We start from the raw sequence: 18,161 nt of genomic DNA, 5'->3' as shown, positions 1-18,161 counted from the left end.
CCGCTTCGCCGGGAACGTCGGGGAGCGGCTCTTATTTTATGGAGCGAAGCTCTGAGGGCGGGCGGTGAAGGGGCTACGGGCGCTCACCCAACATCTGTTGAATATCGTCTTCGGCCAGGACTAGCCCCAGTCGGGCTTCCAGGAGGGAGGCCCTCGATGCGAACACAGCCGCGTGGCTCTTCGCCACCGTTGAGGCGAGCTCCGCGCTCTGGTCAAATCGTTTGTCGTTGATGCGAGCAGCTTCCTCTCTTGCCTTGAGGGCCTCGGTCGCGACGGCGACAAGTTTATCGAGCTGTTCAACCTTATCGTATGCGGCGGCGACTGCAATGGACACGTCAGATTCAGTCTGCGCGAGCTGAGTCTCTGCCATTGCAAGCTGGATCTTTGCCTGCCTCAGTTGAGCTTCGCGGGCACCGCCATCGAAGAGGTCGTAGGTGACGACGCCACCAAATGTCCCGAAGTTGTGTACGAGGAAGGGCACACCACTCTGGTAGCTCTGACGCGCGATTCCGCTGATATCGGGAATATACGCTGCCCGGGCGGCCGAAACGCCTGCCTTCGCCTTCTCCACAGCCTGTTGGGCGGTGAGGACCTTTGGGTTGTGCTCCTTTACTGCAGAGATCGCTTCGGTACGCGATGGCAAAGCCGGAGCATTGCCCAGCGCATTGGGATCTAAATTAAGCCTTGTTCCGAGCGGAAGGCCCAATACGTCGTCAAGTTGCAGTGTCAGATCATCGATGGAGAGCTGTACGGTGAGGACTTCATGTTGCTGATCTAGAAACGCTGCGTGGCTTTCCAGAGCAGCTACCTCGAGTGAACGCCCTTCAGAGACGGCGCGCATGCTTTCCTGCTCGTTTGTAGCCGCAGCCGCTACGGACTCCTGAGCGGCGCTCAGATGCGCTTGTGCCGTGAGAATGTCGAAGTACAGTTTATGAACCAGAAGCGAAATGGAGTTCTCGGCATCTCTTTCCTGGATTTCCGCCGTTGTTACATCTGCTTCCGCCGCCCTGTCGCCAGCATGAATTTTGAAGTATTGCGTCAGTGGCTGCTCGAGCCCTGTGCCGCTTGTGTATGCAGTTAGAGCGCCTTGCTCGAGACGCAGCGTCTGACTGGGGATGGGGCCTGTAATGGCAGAGTTTCCGAATGTTCCGGCAGGAACCACCACGCCTTGAAGGGCCGTCAGATAAATTGACGTCGATTGATTTGTGATGTGGGGATAATAGTGCGATCGCGCGATCGTGTGCTTCTCACGGCTTTCAGCGGTTGCCAGCTGCGCCAATCTAAGATGACGGTTGTGTTGCATCGCCATCTCGATGGCCCGTGGGAGTGTCAACGCGATCGCAGGCCGATGGTCCACGTTATTTCCGGGAGGGGTCGGAGCCTCCTGGGCCATGACACCTGGTATCAGCATGAACGGTACCACCAAGGCCGTAGTGAGAATGCGAAGGCGCCGTGTCTCCCACGGAAGGACACCGCTTACAACGCTTACATACGATACGTTAGCTATCTCTCTCAATCGCATCAGGCCCTCTGCGCCTTTGCTGCGGCGAGCGCTTGTTTGTACTGAATGTTGAGTGATCCAGCGAGCATGGAATAGGTCTTGCTCGCGGAACCAGGCTGTGGAGTCGCCTCTGCCATGAGTCTTACCTCGGGGAAGATCCGGTGGAGGGTTCGGCCTCGCGGTCCGTTGTTGCTCCCGACGCATGAATCGCAACTACCGCGGAAAACCCCGGCCGCAATTGGCTGATCTGTTGCCCCTGATCCAGATCAATCCTGACCGGAACACGCTGGACGATCTTCGTGTAGTTGCCCGTTGCATTGTCTGGAGGTAGGAGAGCGAACTGCGAACCGCTGGCCGGTGAGATTTCAGAGACATGGCCGTGGAAGGTTTGGGAAGGGAGAGCGTCGATGTGTATATCGACGGGGTCACCAGTCCGTACTCTCTCCAACTGTGTTTCCCGGTAGTTCGCCTCAACCCAGATGCCGCTCTGCACTAAAGGAACGATCTGTACGCCTGCTCCCACTAGTTGGCCGGGATGAACGCGGAACTCACCCACCGCACCATCGGTGGGTGCGAAGATTTTGGTGTAACTGAGATTGACCTCTGCCACGGTGATGGCGTCCTTCTTCGCATCTATTTGTGCCAGGATTCCGGCATCCTTCGCGTCGAGTGCCGCGCGCTGTTGCCTTGCTCCGGCCAGAGCGGCCCGAGCACTAACGATGGCTTCCTCAGCTCTGGAGAGGTCTGCCGTATGGCCTTGCACTCCTGCAACGGTACTTAATTTCGCGGCCTCTGCCTGCTCGAACTGCTGATGCGTGGTTGCCTTTCCAGCGAGCAACGCCTGTTGCCGCTTAAATTCACTCTCGGCCTGCGCGGCGCTCGCCTGGCTTGCTGCAATGCCTGCCTGGGCGGCGGCCATTGCGGCCTGTGCCTGACCGATTCCCGCTTGAGCCGCGGCGATACTCGCATCAGCTGCACGCTTTGCATCCTGATTCGCGGTGTATTCAGCCTTCGCAGCGGCGAGAGCGGCTCTTGCTTCACCGACGACAGCCTTGTAGTCAGCATCATCAAGCTCCACAAGAAGCTGTCCTGACTTGACCGGCTGGTAATCTCCGATCGTCACACGGCGCACCGTGCCGCTGATCCGCGTACTTAAAGACGTCTCGTCCGCTTTCACATACGCGTCGTCGGTCCTTTGGACTCTAGCCTTAGATTCGCCTGTAGTCCAGTGTCCACGGATGAAGAGAAAGAAAGCAACCGCTATGCCGAGCACCAAGATTGGGACCAAGACAGTGCGTTTTAGCATGATTCAGAGAACCCTCCATCTTGCCGCTGCACGTGAAGTAATTGCCAGGTCCCCGTACTGTGTCGACGATTGTACCCGACATCCCATGACCCGATCAGGGAGTTCTTCAGGTACGGCCGATTTCCTTCGTTTGAACCCACTGCAGTTTGAAACAACTGAGGTAGCCCTTTATAGCTCGACGAAGCGGAGCGAGGCTGTTAGGCTGGCCTCCGAGATGAGTAAACAACCAGATATTCCAGCGCAGAATTCACCCCTACCGCGCCATGATGGGGAACTGAAGATCAGCAGATGTAGCCGACCGGCGAATGCTAAGGCGTGGAGCTGCTGGGAAAGAGCATGACGGGTATCCACTCGCAGACACAGAAAGGCCTCCATCGCGGAGGCCTTTTCTTTGCTGTACGTTCCGGTGATTTTCCACCGTCTCTGGGAGGGCGGGCTGTACTTGCCCCTTATGCCCTCGATCTTGGATGGCTTCGAAAGCGACGGAACAGCCTCGTCATCCGAGGCTCACCGTCTCTGCCGGAGTCTTGTCGCGCTTGATGTGGTTATTGATCTCGTCATACTCCGCGTCGGAGAGGCGGAAATTCAGGGCCGGGACGACATCCTCGATCTGAGCCGCGTTGCGCCCACCTACAATCGCCGCCGTGATGCCGGGATGATGGAGCGTCCAAGCAATTGCAACGACGCCAGCCGATACACTGTGGCGTGATGCGATTGTCTTGAGAAGATCTGCCCACCCGAGGTTCCGCGAGAGTAGAGGCTCTTGGTAATTCTTGGCACGCTTCCGGAAATCATCCTCAGGAAAGTTCGCCACGCGCTCCTTCGTCATTTTTCCCGTCAGCAATCCCGAGTGCATCGGCGCGTAGTTGATCGTACCGATGTGATGCTCCTGGCAGAACGGGAGGATCTCGCGTTCGATGTTGCGATTGATCATTGAATACGGCGGCTGATTCGACGTGATGGGCGCAATTTTCATGACACGCTCCATATGAGCCACGTCAAAGTTCGAGACGCCAATCCAACGAACTTTGCCTTCTTTGTGCAGGTCGGCCATCACGCTCCAGCCTTCTTCAATATCCTCTTCCGGCGTGGGCCAATGCATTTGATAAAGATCGATGATCTCCACCTGCAAACGCCGCAGGCTGTCTTCTACCTCGCGACGAATTTCCTTGAGGCTGTTGCCGGTCTCGCGCTTCTCATTCCACGTGCGAGAGCACTTGGTGAAGATGTAAGGCTTGGTCGATGCTGTCTTTAATGCCTTTGCGACGATTTCCTCTGAGTGACCGAGGCCATATACCGGAGCTGTGTCGATCCAGTTCATTCCCAGGTCAAGAGCACGATGAATCGCAGCGACGGAGTCGTTATCGTCTTGCGGCCCCCAAGATGATGTGAGACCACCGCCCCCAATCGCCCAGGTTCCGAGACCGATTCGAGAGAGGTAGAGATCGGAATTCCCCAGTAGATTCTTGTTCATTGACAGTTCGATGCTACAAGGCGGCGGAGAGGTTCAACCGTTTTTGTGGATGACTCATGCTGGGGCGCGCAGCGGATTCCTTATGGAGCCTCCCGGCGTCCGCGATGCTGATCAGAGGTTCGGGACGCAGAAGCTTCCTTCAGTGACTTCTCCGGACAGTTCTCCGCGGAGGAAGTTGGGAGCTCGGAGCATACTGTCCAGGCGTGACACCGAGAACACGTTTGAATTTCTTCGTGAAGTGACTCTGATCAGTGAAGCCCACCAAGTTGGCCACATCCACGAGAGGCGTGCCAACCCGTAAGAGAGATGTAGCGATCTCAATACGGAACTGGGTCAGGTAGGCGTGGGGCGTTAGTCCGACAGTATCCCTGAATATCCTCAGGAAGTGGGAAGCGCTGAACGAGGAAAGTTCGGCAAGTTCCGTGAGGTTCAGGTTCTGCTCGTAATTTGCTTCCATATATTGCCGTGCCAGGTCGATTTTGGCTTTGTCCGATGTTGGTTCGAAGACACGGCCAACGATCTCTGAGTGCCTTTCTGCCAGACGTGAAAAAATTGAGAGGAGAAGGGATTCAAAACGCAGCGTCTCTCCATCCTGTTCTAGTTCACGATGGAGTTGAAGAAGGCTTGAGGCCAATTCATTGTCCTGAACGAACGGTTCCTTAAACCTAAGGTCTTGTGAAACGAAGTTTAATGAGGCCGAGTTGAAGAGCTTCTCTTCGAGGTAAAACATACGGAAGCTCCAACCGGGGGAATTGGCAGGGGCAGGAGCATGAATTTCACCAGGATTCAGTAGAAGAACCGTCCCTGTTCCCAGGAAGTGGTTTGCTCTCCGACAATACGAACTCATGGATCCACGTTCGACTACACCAATTGCCGGAAAACGGTGGAAGTGCTTCGCGAACTGGTAATGTCTGTATGAGCCCTGAAATAGTTCAACCCCCTCAAGTCTCGAGTGGCGCCATATTCGGGCGCGGTCACCGGGCTCAAGAGGCCTGTCGCCATGATCCAGCTGAACATTTGAGTCTACGTTGCTCAGTACCTGCGACGAACTGCGGTCAGGAGAAGCACCACCGCCATCTTGACTTGAACCGACCACGTCTTAAGTTTATCAGTAACTTTAACCTTTCGTTCAAAAGGCGATTTCGTACAATCTCTCCGATTCACTTTGATCCCACAATCTAACTTGTGGGCAGATTGCACGAACAGTTCCTGGGTCGGATTTCTCTTAGCCGCTTTTTGATCTTTTTCCTCTTTACGGGGATGGCGTTTCTGGCAGCAAGGGCGCAGCGTGCCCCAGTCTCTGCCGACACCCCATGGCAGCCGCCTCCCAATCTATTCGGTGGCGGCCCGATACCGCTCTATCGGCATGAAGCAGTTCTTCAAGATGGCGGTGCCTATACGCTCGGCCAGTTGATCGACATCGCCGAAGCGAACAATCCCTCGACCCACGCCGCATGGGAACGTGCCCGTGTAGCAGCTGCCTCGGTCGGGATCGCAAAAAGCGAACTCTATCCTACTGTCCTGGCTGCTGCTGCAGGAAAGACTTTCAAGAATGCGCCGCTGCTCTACCAATCTTTCGTTCTACAAGACATCGGGGCCTTTGAGACGGCGCTTACGCTCAACTACACGCTTGTCGATTTTGGAGCGAGAAGGGATGAAATCTCTGCAGCCAAGGCGCAACTGCTTGCTGCAAATCTCAGTTTCAACAACGAACACCTCGTGCTGATTCAACAAGTGTCGGCAGCTTATTACAACCTCCTCAATGCGATCGGTCTTCGGGAAGCTGCGGAGGTCAATCTGCATGATGCCCAGGCAGTAGAAGTTGCAGCCCGTGACCGGAAAGCAAATGGGCTGGCAACGCTTCCGGACGTGCTCGAGGCGCATGCCGCTACTGCGAAAGCAGACTACGACCTGCAAAGCGCGCTTGGGACAGAACAGACCGCATTCGGTGATCTGGCAACAATTATGACCGCTACGCCAATCAAACCGTTCAAGGTGCAGGAGCTTAATGACATCGTGATCCCCGAGGCATTGGACAGAAGTGTTGAAGATGCTATCGAGAGTGCCTATCAAACCCGCCCCGATCTCCTCGCGGATATTGAGCGTGTTCGAGCAGCAGACGCAGAGGTCAAATACGCGCGCTCGGCCTACTTTCCGAAACTTGAATTTGATGGCTCGAAGGGTTGGCTTCGTGCCTGGGGACAGCAGGAAAAGTTTGGTGGGACCTACGGCAAGACATATACCTACGATGCTCGATTGAGCCTTACGTGGACAGTCTTTGACGGTTTCAAACGGGAGAGTCGATTGGCCAAAGCGAAGGCCGAGCGTGCGGAGGCCGAGGAAGAGGTCCGCGAGAGAGAAGACAGAATAACTGATCACGTATGGGGTGACTACGCGAATGCGGTTACCGCGTTACACGAGCGTCAAGCGGCCACATCTCTCCTCAATGCGTCGAGCGAGTCCTACTCTGCGGCCGTTGAGTCCTACAAAGACGGCGTACGAAACATTCTGGATGTTCTTTCCGCAGAAAGAGATCTTGCCCACGCAAGAGCGGTTGACGTGACTGCCCGAACTCAGGTTCTCCAGACATTCATGAATCTGGCATTCAGAACAGGCGATCTGCTGACACAACATCCGAAAGGGAATCATCCGTGAATTCGGAACGACACGCTGGGCGCAAACAGTCCATTCAGATTATGAGATACATAGCCGCGATGGGAATCTCGACGATCGCTTTCGGGCTGAGCGGTTGTTCCTTCTCGCCCTCGATCAATGTCATGGGGTCGTACTTTCCTGCCTGGATCGTCTGTTGCGTAGCAGCGATTGGGGTAACAGCATTGGCGCACTCTCTCTTCGGGCGCTGGAAACTTTTTGGTGAGCTTTGGCCTCTGCCTCTGCTTTATCCCTGCCTGATCTGCTTTTTGAGCTGCATCTTGTGGCTCACCTTCTTTCGATAGTGAGGCCTTGCTTGAGCGACAATAAACAATCATCGAAGTACACTCTGCGCGGACATCTGATTAGCGGTTTCATTGTCCTCGGCGCTCTTCTGACGGGAGTGGCCGTCCTATACACGGTTACCAACTATCCTCGGACGGACGACGCCGAAGTGGTGGCCAACCTGATCGGGATGGCACCTCTCGTTGCCGGCCCGGTTGTCGAACTTCCAGTTCGGGATAACGATTTTGTGAAGAAAGGAAGCCTCCTTTACAAGATCGATGATCGCCCGTATCTGTACGCGTTGCAGGACGCTCTAGCCGCACAGCAGCGCCTTGAGGGAGATATCGAGAACGAAACCCGCCGAATCTCAGCCCAGGAAAGCACTGTCGATGTGGCAAATGCCGGAAGACAAAATGCACTCGCGAATGAGTCCAGGACCGACGATGAGATCAAAGTGAGTGAGGCTGCGATTGCCCAGGCAAGCGCAGCCCTCACGCAGGCACGCGCCGACGCTGATTATGCAGTAGGAAATTTACACCGTATCGAGCCTCTACTCGCAAAAGAATTCGTTACTCCCGATGATGTGCACCGTGCCAGATCGTTAGCTGAAGCAAAGACAGCTGCTGTGGAACAGGCGCAGTCGAATCTTGCGCTTGCGAAAGCGAAGCTGCTCTCTGCAACCGCGCAGAAACAGCAGGCAGTCGCGCAACTTGCGCAGACCGAGGCGCAGGTCAAGGAATCGTCTCAGGCCGTCCTCGTACTGGCTCCTTTGATCGCACAACGAGAGAGCAGGGCAGCGGCCGTTCGCTTGGCGCGTTACAACTACGAGCAATGCAGCGTGGTCGCGCCGTTCGATGCACGTGTCACAAACCTAACGATCTCGGAGGGAGAATACGCCAAGGTCGGGCAGCAACTTTTTACGCTGATCGATACGCGGACATGGTGGGTATTGGCAAACTTCCGTGAAACTCAAATTGAGCATCTTCAAGTTGGGACACCGGCAGATATCTATCTCATGGCTAATCTGCACAAGAAGCTACAGGGAAAGGTGGAGAGCGTCGGATATGGTGTGACTCCTGACCCGGATGTCGTCGGCAAGCTGTCTCAGGGCCTGCCTGATGTCCAGCGAACCCTCAATTGGGTACGGCTTGCGTCACGCTATCCGGTCCGAATCAAAATCATGGATCCACCGCCGGGCGGTTTGAGGGTTGGAGAAGTCGCCATTGTCGGGATGCAGCCAGGATCATGAGTGACACCGCTATTGATGCTGTTGCAATCGCCGGGCGCCCGCCGGACTACTCAAGGTTTGGCTCACTTTGGGCACTCCTTCAGGCAGAACTGAGCTCGTATCCAGGCCGGCCGCTTCTGGTCTTTCGGATCGTTCTGTCGTGCACGTTGGTGATGTTTTGCATTCTGGTGTTCCGTATACCGGGAGCCGCTCTAGGCGCCTATTATCCGCTCCTTGTATCCCGGGACAATCTGCATTCGACAAGACGCTCCGCGGTGTGGATTGCGGCAACATGTGTCTTGGGAAGTGTCGAGGTTGTGCTAGGTGCGATGTTATTTATCGGCTCTCCCTTCCTGCATCTTGCCTGGGTCTGCGCGAGCCTCGGCGCTGTCTTTTATCTCATCAGTTCTCTCAAGGTGTATGAGGCCGCACTTGCATCAGGTCTCTTCATCGCGAACACAATCACGACTTGGGACCAGCCTGTCGCTGCCGATTGGAGACTGCGTCAGACACTTTTCACTTTGCTTGCCATTCTCATCGGATGTGCAGCATCCGTGTTGATCGAGTATCTGTTCTCCCGCACCCACCCGCCAGATGCAGTAATCGGTGGCATTCAACAGAGACTCTATCTCATCGGGGAAATCCTGCAGGGATACGTCAACGGCAAGCCCGTCAGGATGAAACTAGTCCATGAAGTGAGGCGCTCTTCAGGAAGAGGTACCGGCGCTCTGCGGGAGCTGGTCTCACAGGCAGGGTACAGTTTTGAGGAGCAACAGCGCCTTTCAACAGCAGTCGCATTAGCTGGGAGACTGATCGATCTTGCCGCGACTTTAACCGAGACCGGCCATACCCTTTCGGCTCATGATCGAGAGCTATGTGCAGTCATTGGTCAGAATGTTGTGCTCATCCGGGGAAGTCTATCGCGTCGGGAAATCCCAGAGTGGATCGATATTGACGGCAAGTACGAGACCGGCACTCCAATCCTCATCGAAATCGAACGCACCGTGGATCTGTTGGCGGAGAGCCTGTCGCAGCCGATGTGGGATGGAAGCGAGCAGAATCTGGGACACCATGTGCCAGAGCCAAGCCGCCGCATATTTGCCGCTGATGCATTTAGCAGCAAGGAGCACGCAAAGTTCGCCATTCGCGGGGGCGTCAGCGCAATCGCGTGCTACATGTTTTACATGAGTGTCGGCTGGATCGGCTTGAGTGCATCAGTCACCACTTGTATTCTGACAGCCCTGCCCATCACAGGTGCCGCGAGACATAAGCAGCTGATGCGTTTTGCTGGAGTTGTGCTCGGAGCGTGCGCAATCGGTTTTACAGCTCAAACGCTCATCCTGCCGCAGATCGACTCCATCTTTAGTTACACGTTGCTCTTCGCCTCCGTCATTTTCCTGGGGGCGTGGATCGCAACATCCGGCCCACGCATTGCGTACTGCGGGGCTCAGATTGTTCTTGCATATGAGCTGGTCAACCTAAACCGCTTTTCAATCAACCCGTCTCTGGTACCCGCACGTGACACAGTGCTGGGGATCGTTTTGGGTATCGGCGCGATGTGGCTCATCTTTGATCACCTATGGGCAACGTCTTCTACACGGTCATTGCGGTCTATGCTTGGGGCCACAATCCGTGAGATTGCCGAACTGGAGGTGGCATCCACGGAACAGGCGGAACAGGCAGGCGACGTGCTTCTTGAGAGAAGAACAAATGAGATCATGGAGAACTTTGAGAAACTGCGAACCTTGGTCGACGTCTCGATCTTCGAGGCTTTCCCAAAAGCCATGCCGGATGAAGTTCTCCTACAGCGCACAAGAGATTATTTGCCGCAGTTGCGTGCCGCTCTGCTGATCAAGACCGGTTTAATTCATCATCGGACGGTTTCTGGGAACCAGTGTCGGAGCGATATCGCCGTTCAGGTCCAACAGCGCTGCTCGGAACTGTTGGTCGAAACCGCTCGTCACGTCGAAGCTGATTCGCCTGATATCCGTGTAGCACAGGCCGCTGTCGACCACCAGATCCAACAAAGGCTGCGCTCAGATGCCGACCTCATACGGACGGGAGGCCTCGAGTGCGACCTGACCGAACTACGCCTATGCTCGTCTCTGTTCAATGTCGTGCGCCATCTGATAAGCACGACGTAAGATGGCGGGTTATGCGTAGATATTGTACGGAATCCAATGGTGATGGCGATAACGTACTATCAATCGAAAATGCAATAGGCGCAATATCGGTCTGATGATCTACCGTCCCCCGACGGAGTATCGCGGCGGCCCGGGAGCTTGCAGATAGACAGAACCAGACGGGCTTCTGCTTACTCTTGCGACGTGACACCTGTGGCTGCTCTGGAGGGGGCCCGGTTAGATAGAACGGGGTGCCTCATGCATTTTATGAAGATCGTCTTTCTCGCTCTGGTTGCGTCGCCTGTGACGCTGTTTTCCGCTGCTTATGGGCAGCAGGATCCGTCCGCAGTCTCGCGGACCGCATTGCCCATCGTGATCACGAAAAGCGTTAGTGCAAAGAATGCCCATCCGGGTGACGTAGTCTACGCCAAGACAACTCAAGCTTCTCGGTTGCCTGATGGTACGTCGGTACCATCAGGAAGCAGGGTTTTTGGCCGTGTCGTCAGTACCTCAGGCTCTGTTACGGGAAGGGGCGATGCTATTTCGCAAGAGAGTTACCTGACAATTCGGTTCGACTTCGTGCAAATCGCAAACGAGAAGCTTCCTCTTAACGCCCATGTACGTGCGATGGCGGACCCCATCGCGAGCGAAGAAGCGCAATCGCCCGCAGCAAACGATATCGACCCCAAAGGCGCACTGACTCAAATTGGGGGAGATCAGATCACACCTTCGCTACGCGACGTTGTCGACCAGGATGGGCGGATTGTCGCACAGAATCGTCGCCACGGAGTCTATGCCCGGCTTCTTCCGAATAGCACTTGCAGCGGCACCGATATAGAGGTCTCTGTGGGGATATATTCAGCGTCGGCCTGTGGCCTCTACGGCTTCACTGGAATCCACGCGGGCGGCATCGGATCCCCTCATTCTCACCCCGACTTGACTCTCAGTTCGACCGAGTACACACCAAAGGTGTGGCGCAACACCACCGCACTTCTAGAAGTTGTCGGCGCGCAAAGAGAGTGGCAAGAGTGAATTGAATGACAGAGCGTGCTCAGGCACTACGGACGTCGTAGGTGTGCAGAGTCGACACTGCATTCAACGAGCATCCAGCAGATCGTGACGACTTGAAGGAGCTTGATCGTTCGGCTTGTGTCTTTCGGCACATGGCAACCGCTATCGCCGAGTGTATGCGCTGCCTCATGCTCGTGCAGGATTAGCGATGCGTCCGATGTGCTCATTTCAGGTATGCCCTCACCAGTTCAATCATGTCTTCTGCCAGTTCGTGCGGATTTGCTGTTGACCTTTCGGGCGTCAGCAAATGCAGCCGGATGTGGTCTTCGAGCACTTCGGCCATAAGACTGTTGATACCGCCCCGGATGTTCGCAAGGAGCAGGAGAACATCTGCGCAGTCGTCCTCGGAGGTCAGCGAACGTTCGATGGAATCGACCTGCCCGCGAATACGTTTGATACGGGCAACGAGTCTCTGCTTTTCTTTATCGATGTGCGACATGGTCTTGCATACCCTAGGGGGATATGATACAAGATGGAAGGCGCAAGTGTCATGCGCAGGAGAAACTGAAGCACTTATGAGCATAAATTCCGCACAAGAGCCTCCTAGTACCCCGAGTGCCTCCCTGTGGTGCGATGAGCGCTCTGGAACCCGCCTCTAGCTTCCGCTATCGGCGATTTCTCACCGCTCATCTCAGCATACGACCTGAGATTTGAGCGCGTGAGATTGTGGCCCAAGACGGCCAGCCTCACACCTCCCCAACCGATGACCCGATCATGTGTCCTACCGGCTACGCCTTTTCGTGAGTAGCGGTCAGGCGTGTGACTTGGATCGCGCAAGGAGGAACCATGAACTACGTTCAGAACAATAAGACCTTTGCTGCCCGTGAGCCGAATCCACTCGTCCGGGTATGGCGTTCGAGCGGTGACCCTGGAATGCCACTCGTCTCAACTTGGGTAAGGGCTGAATTCACAAAACTACGTCCAACTCTCCCGACTCGTCGAGCGGCGAGATAGGAGGATTATGCGCATAGCAGAGCAAGAGACGGATACCGTGACCACAGCACCCGCAGCGGGAGTTGTGGTTCGGAGCGCATGGCAGCGGCGCATTCTGACCTTCCTGATGGTCTTCGGCCCCGGCCTGATCGTCATGGAGGCTGACAACGACGCTGGCGCAGTCTCAACCTATATGCAGGCCGGTGGTCAATACGGCCTGCACTTGCTCTGGTTGCTCGTAGTGCTGTTGCCCATCTGCTACTTCATTCAGGAGATGGTCGCTCGTCTCGGCATCGCGACGGGCAAGGGCCATTCCGCGATGATCTATGAGCGGTTCGGTAAGTGGTGGGGGCGGTTTTCGCTCATCGACCTGCTCGCCGTCAATTTCCTCACTCTCATCACGGAGTTCGCGGCGATCTCGCTTGCTCTCAGCGCACTCGGCATCAGTCCTTACATTTCAGTTCCTATCTCCGCCGTCGGATGGACGCTGATGGTTGTGACCGGAAGCTACCTGCGCTGGGAGCGGATCGTCATTGCGCTGTGCTTGATGGATTTGACGTGGTTTGTCCTCGCTTCTATGCTCCATCCGCATTGGGCTACCGTCGCCCATAACTCTGTCATTCCTACCATGCCGGCAGGCGGCATCAACAGCAGTCTTGTCTTTCTTGTTATCGCTATCGTCGGCACAACCATCGCGCCGTGGCAGCTCTTCTTTCAACAGAGTTGTGTCGCGGAGAAGCGTCTACGCTTTGCCGACTTGAAATGGGCGCGGCTGGACACGCTCATTGGAGCCACCTTCACAGTTTGTGTTGCTGGCGCAATGATGCTGGTCGGGAGCTACGGTTTCGAACATAAAGTCGCCTTTCAAGACCCGGCGCAGCTTGCGCTGGCGCTGGGTCCAATCGCCGGCAACTTCGTTCGCAATGGCGTTCTGCTGCTGATGGTGAACGCCGCCGTTCTCGGAACGACGGCCATCTCACTCGCCAGTGCATGGGCGTATGGCGAAGTGCAAGGGTGGGAGCATTCCTTGCATAAGAAGCTCTGGGAGGCACCGGGCTTTTATGCGACGTACATCGCCTGTGTTGGTGCAGCAGCAGCCATTGTGCTGATTCCGCATGTGCCGCTGCAGTTGGTCATTATTAGCGTGCAGGTCTTCGCGGGACTCATCCTGCCCTCCGCCATCATCTTTCTTCAATTGTTGCTCAATGATCGCGAACTGCTCGGTGAACGCTGGGTCAACCGCCCATGGAGCAACTACATCAACTGGACGATCATCGTCGTCCTCTTTGCCCTGTCGCTGCTTCTGGCAGCACAGGTGATCCTTCCAAATCTATTTCGGTGAGGTGAGTTATGGCAACGATGGGAGCATCTCCAAACATGAACGAATTTCGCGTCATTCATCCGCTGGATGACGTTGCAGAGCAGAAGTGTTCGACCGAAGGGCTTGGCAAGATTCGGATGACACGGGCGGTCTGTGTTTCTCTCGGAGTGCTGCGGGCCTATCTGATTCTGATGACGTTGATGCTCGGCTACCACGTCCTCGATCTCTCCGGTCTTCTGCACAAGATTCTCTAAGCGATTTCAACACTAAGGAGGAAGTATGGACGACCCGGTTCCAAGTGAGCCTCCGCATAGCCGGAGGCTGGCGGCATACCCTCTCTGCGCGTGACGTCGCATGATGCTCTCCGCTCGCAGCAGGGGATCTCCGCCCACTGCGCGAGCTTATTGAACAAAGCTCCGTAACAACTGAGTGCCTGCGTAAGAGACAGACGCAAGCGAACGACTCACTGGCGAGCCGGACAGCGGCTCGGCCCAGAACGGTAGAGGTGCGCCGACATGACTGTGGGCCACGCTACATCGGAGGCTACGATGAACCACCTCAAACTGATGAACGATGTCTGGACCTACAACGCAAATATCCGCGCCGAAGATGGCCCACAGCCACACACGGGATGGAGAGCAGTACTTGATACCGTTTTGATCCCGCTTATCTTCATTCTCGCTCTAGTCTTGTTTTCCATGCTGATGAGCCATTCCGCTTTTGCCCAGGCGGGAAGCGGCAGGATTGCCGGTTCTGTGAAAGACACGACGGGCGCCCTTATTTCCGGCAGTGATGTCACGCTGATCAATACGACGACCGGTGTGACTCAGAAAACAACCAGCAACGGCGAGGGGGTATTCAACTTTCCTGTGGTCCCTGTCGGGCAGTATGAACTGGACGTAACCGCATCCGGCTTCACGCCGTACAAGCAGACGAACAAGATCAAGATCGATGTCAACACGGCGCTGTCGATCGACGTGCCGTTGCAGGTTGCACAGGCCTCCTCGGAGATCACCGTCACCGAAAATACGGCTGAGGTCCACACCACCGACACCCAGATCGGTCAGACCATCGAGAGCAAGCAGGTGGTCGATATCCCGCTCAACGGGCGCAGCTACACCGACCTGCTGGCCGTACAGGCGGGTGTCTCTCCCATTACCACCAGCGGCGCGGGCAACACCAGCTCTGGCGGCGGCTTCGGTACTGTGCCCGCAGCAGGCCAGGCCAATACCGGGCAGTTCTCCATCCACGGCCAGCGCGAGTCGGACAACGCATATTACCTTAACGGAGCAAGCGTGCAGGAAAGCATAGGTCAGCAGGCCGGCATCATTCCGAACTTGGATTCGATTGCCGAGGTTCGCATTCTTTCAAGCAACGTCGATGCCGAGTATGGCAGCTTCACTGGCGGCATCATCAACGTTGTCACAAAGTCCGGCACGAACAGCTTTCATGGCAACCTCTTCGAGTTCTTCCGCAACACGCACCTCGATGCGCGTAACTACTTTTCGCCGGAGCGTGCAGCATTCCATCAGAATCAGTACGGCGGCACCATCGGAGGCCCGATCCGCAAAGATAAGATCTTCTTCTTCGGCGACTACCAGGGCCAACGCTATATCCAAGGCATCGAGACCGGCTCCGTCAACGTCCCCACCAGCGCGAATCGTACCGGAGATTTTACGAACTCAGCAGCAAGCCTCACCGGGACCGTCAACGGACCTTACGTGGCTCAAACTCTAAGCCAACGTCTCGGCTATCAGGTCAATCAGGGCGAGCGCTTCTATACCCAAGGCTGCACGCAGTCGAGCCAATGCGTCTTCCCGAACGCCACTATCCCCATGAACGCATGGGGCAACGCACCCGCGCACATGCTGCAGTACATTCCTCAGGGAAACATCGCCGATGGCACCTTCTCATCTGGAGCCTATAAGCGCCGCATCAACGACAACAAGTTCGGCGGCCGGCTCGACTTCAACTCCAACCGTTTTGGGACTTCCTCGATCTACTACTTCAACGATCGTTACAACCTCGATGATCCTTATCCCAGCAGTCTTGGTGGGTCGACTCTCCCCGGCAACGGGTTCGCCTACGATGCGGCTTCGGTCGGCGTAGACCAGACGATTGTCTTCAGCAACATTCACAGCTTTGGCATCAACACGGTCAATGAGGCACGTTTCAGCATTACTCGCCTCGACAACCACATTGGCACCCCCGTAGGTGGTGTTGGCGTCACCCTTGCCGATCAGGGGATTCAGGCTGGCGGCCTAGGCATCATTCAAGGCTTTCCGAAGCAGGCTGGCGTTGAAGAGATGTTCTTCAACGGCTTCTCGGTCGGAACGAATCCGTTCTCAGTTGCACAGGTCAATACCACCTACGATCTACAGGACAGCGTCTCGCACACGGTAGGAAATCATACGATCAAGGCAGGCGGTCGATACATCTGGTACAAGGTCAAACAGAACCCCAACCTGGTCGCCAACGGCACCTTCTCCTTTTTTGGGACGGGTAGCCAGACGACGGGCAATGGTTTTGCCGACTTCCTGCTGGGCACACCCGACTTCTACTCGCAGCAGTCCTCTCCCACCTTTTACGAGAGTGCCGCCGACGGCGACCTGTTTGCCCAGGACAGCTTCCGCATTCGTCCGAATCTGACTCTCAACTACGGCGTGCGTTGGGACTATGTCACGCCCTGGGCGGAAAAGTATCATCAGACGACCACCTTCGTGGCGGGCGTGCAGTCCGCTACGTTTCCGGGCGCGCCGCTGGGCTACCTCGTACCGGGAGATCCGCTTCCTGGCGGAGGCACCATCCCGGATGCCATCGCACCTACGCCGAAGAACAATTTATCGCCGCGGTTTGGACTCGCCTACTCACCTGCGTTCTCTGAAGGGCTGATCGGCAGACTCACCGGCGGCCCAGGTAAGACCAGCATCCGGCTCGGCGGTGGACGTTTCTTCACGTCGCCGCAGGGTCTCACCGTTGCATATCCAACTGGCAACCCGCCCTACGGTCTTACATACACCAGCCCGGAGTCGCCGGTTATGGAGACGCCGTTCATCGGCGCTCTTTCCGGTACGCAGTACGTCCAGCAGTTTCCTGTGCATGTGCCGTCATACAGCGTTTCTACAAAGAACCCCGACAACAACGTCGCTTGGAGCCGCTACTACCCCATCAGCGGCGCCGGAAGCGTGTACTACAAGAACAAGACCAGCTACTCGATGCAGTACACCCTCTCGATCGACCGGCAGATCGGCGCTAACTCGCTGTTGAGCATCGGCTACATTGGTTCGCTAGGGCGTCACCTGTTGACCGTTCATGGAGCGAACCCCGGCAACCCAGACCTCTGCCTCAGCCTTAGCCAGCCGTCGGAAGTTGCGCCCGGAACGCCAACGTGTGGACCGTTCGGAGAGAACCTCGTCTACACCCGCGCAAACGGCCAAGTGGTCAACGGAACGCGCGGGCCTTTTCCGAACCAGATCGGCACCGACGCTTACTACGAGAACATGGGGAACTCAAACTATAACGGTCTTGAGGTGACCCTCAAGCGAACGGCTGGGCCGCTGTCCTTTCTTGCCAGCTACACCTACTCCAAGTCCTACGACCAGACCTCAAGCATCCAGGAGCAGGTCGATCCCTTCAATTATCACCGGCTGGACGGCATCTCGGCCTTCGATCTCAAACACAACTTCGTTGTCAGCTACAACTACGATCTGCCATTGAATCGCTTCCTCAGGCGGAGCCGGCTCACCAGTGGCTGGGCGCTCTCCGGCATTACTCGTTTTGCTACCGGCGTGCCGGTGACGTTTGCGAGCTTCGGCGACAACTATCTCGTGCAAGTGCAGAACAACGGCGTGAATTCGACCAGCCTCGACATGCCGAACTATGACGGCACCGGCTACAAGATCAAGCGCAACCCCCGCGGCGGCAAGCCGTACTTCAACAATCTCGCTTTCACACCGAACGCGCTCGGAACACCGGGCAACTCCAAACGCCGTGCCTTTTATGGGCCAGGCATCGACAACTACGACATGGCGCTCCACAAGCTAACCAACATCTCTGAGGGTCGTGTACTCGAACTTCGTCTGGAGATGTTCAACGTCTTCAACCACGCGCAGTTTTATGGGGGTAACTCAGTCGACGGGAACATCGGCGACCAGGGCGGCACATTTGGCTATGTCACCAAAGCGGCCGATCCGCGCATCGGCCAGATTGCAGCAAAATTCCGCTTCTAGCGGAAGTGAGGGAGGCTTGTAAAGTCTCCCTCACTGTT

General features: G+C 56.1%; 13 protein-coding genes. 8 read left to right on the top strand and 5 right to left on the bottom strand.

Annotated features, from left to right (window positions below):
* Positions 1 to 73: 73 nt before the first annotated feature.
* The 4 genes from OHL16_RS05510 to OHL16_RS05495 form a co-directional block, all read right to left on the bottom strand.
* On the bottom strand, positions 74 to 1,411 hold the full coding sequence (locus tag OHL16_RS05510) for a TolC family protein (RefSeq protein WP_263366062.1): 1,338 nt from the start codon (positions 1,409 to 1,411) through the stop codon (positions 74 to 76).
* Between the two features lie 232 nt (positions 1,412 to 1,643).
* On the bottom strand, positions 1,644 to 2,807 hold the full coding sequence (locus tag OHL16_RS05505; protein WP_263366060.1) for an HlyD family secretion protein: 1,164 nt from the start codon (positions 2,805 to 2,807) through the stop codon (positions 1,644 to 1,646).
* A gap of 496 nt (positions 2,808 to 3,303) precedes the next feature.
* Positions 3,304 to 4,281: an aldo/keto reductase gene (locus tag OHL16_RS05500; protein WP_263366059.1), complete on the bottom strand. Its 978-nt coding sequence runs from the start codon at positions 4,279 to 4,281 to the stop codon at positions 3,304 to 3,306.
* A 139-nt stretch (positions 4,282 to 4,420) separates the two neighbouring features.
* Positions 4,421 to 5,377 (bottom strand): AraC family transcriptional regulator, encoded by a 957-nt coding sequence (locus OHL16_RS05495; RefSeq protein ID WP_263366057.1) that lies wholly within the window; start codon positions 5,375 to 5,377, stop codon positions 4,421 to 4,423.
* A 98-nt stretch (positions 5,378 to 5,475) separates the two neighbouring features.
* On the opposite strand from OHL16_RS05495, the gene OHL16_RS05490 reads away from it, so the two are divergent.
* From OHL16_RS05490 to OHL16_RS05475, 5 genes are all read left to right on the top strand, one after another.
* A complete protein-coding gene (locus OHL16_RS05490) occupies positions 5,476 to 6,936 on the top strand; it encodes a TolC family protein (protein WP_263366056.1) in 1,461 nt (486 codons plus the stop codon).
* A 122-nt stretch (positions 6,937 to 7,058) separates the two neighbouring features.
* Entirely contained in the window at positions 7,059 to 7,238 is a 180-nt protein-coding gene (locus tag OHL16_RS20200) for a YtcA family lipoprotein (RefSeq protein WP_396127152.1), read from the top strand.
* Between the two features lie 11 nt (positions 7,239 to 7,249).
* Complete coding sequence (locus OHL16_RS05485; RefSeq protein ID WP_263366055.1) at positions 7,250 to 8,467, top strand: efflux RND transporter periplasmic adaptor subunit; 1,218 nt, start codon at positions 7,250 to 7,252, stop codon at positions 8,465 to 8,467.
* On the top strand, positions 8,464 to 10,590 hold the full coding sequence (locus OHL16_RS05480; RefSeq protein ID WP_263366054.1) for an FUSC family protein: 2,127 nt from the start codon (positions 8,464 to 8,466) through the stop codon (positions 10,588 to 10,590). Before OHL16_RS05485 ends, OHL16_RS05480 begins: the two co-directional genes overlap by 4 nt.
* Before the next feature lie 246 nt (positions 10,591 to 10,836).
* On the top strand, positions 10,837 to 11,601 hold the full coding sequence (locus OHL16_RS05475) for a hypothetical protein (protein WP_263366053.1): 765 nt from the start codon (positions 10,837 to 10,839) through the stop codon (positions 11,599 to 11,601).
* A 202-nt stretch (positions 11,602 to 11,803) separates the two neighbouring features.
* Here OHL16_RS05475 and OHL16_RS05470 read toward each other — a convergent pair whose 3' ends face one another.
* Entirely contained in the window at positions 11,804 to 12,079 is a 276-nt protein-coding gene (locus OHL16_RS05470) for a metal/formaldehyde-sensitive transcriptional repressor (protein ID WP_263366052.1), read from the bottom strand.
* A 522-nt stretch (positions 12,080 to 12,601) separates the two neighbouring features.
* Between OHL16_RS05470 and OHL16_RS05465 the strand changes: the two genes are divergently transcribed.
* The 3 genes from OHL16_RS05465 (at position 12,602) to OHL16_RS05455 (ending at position 18,123) form a co-directional block, all read left to right on the top strand.
* Positions 12,602 to 13,915, top strand: a complete 1,314-nt coding sequence (locus tag OHL16_RS05465) for an Nramp family divalent metal transporter (protein ID WP_263366051.1) — start codon at positions 12,602 to 12,604, stop codon at positions 13,913 to 13,915.
* Between the two features lie 35 nt (positions 13,916 to 13,950).
* Positions 13,951 to 14,148 carry a hypothetical protein gene (locus tag OHL16_RS05460; RefSeq protein ID WP_263366050.1) on the top strand — a complete coding sequence of 66 codons (198 nt, stop codon included), beginning with the start codon at positions 13,951 to 13,953 and terminating at the stop codon, positions 14,146 to 14,148.
* A 294-nt stretch (positions 14,149 to 14,442) separates the two neighbouring features.
* Positions 14,443 to 18,123, top strand: a complete 3,681-nt coding sequence (locus tag OHL16_RS05455) for a TonB-dependent receptor (RefSeq protein ID WP_263366049.1) — start codon at positions 14,443 to 14,445, stop codon at positions 18,121 to 18,123.
* Positions 18,124 to 18,161 lie beyond the last annotated feature (38 nt).

It is taken from the genome of Edaphobacter bradus, assembly GCF_025685645.1.
GTDB classification, from domain to species: domain Bacteria; phylum Acidobacteriota; class Terriglobia; order Terriglobales; family Acidobacteriaceae; genus Edaphobacter; species Edaphobacter bradus.
Note: the sequence above shows the minus strand (reverse complement) of the source record. Positions and strands in the feature narration are given on the sequence as shown.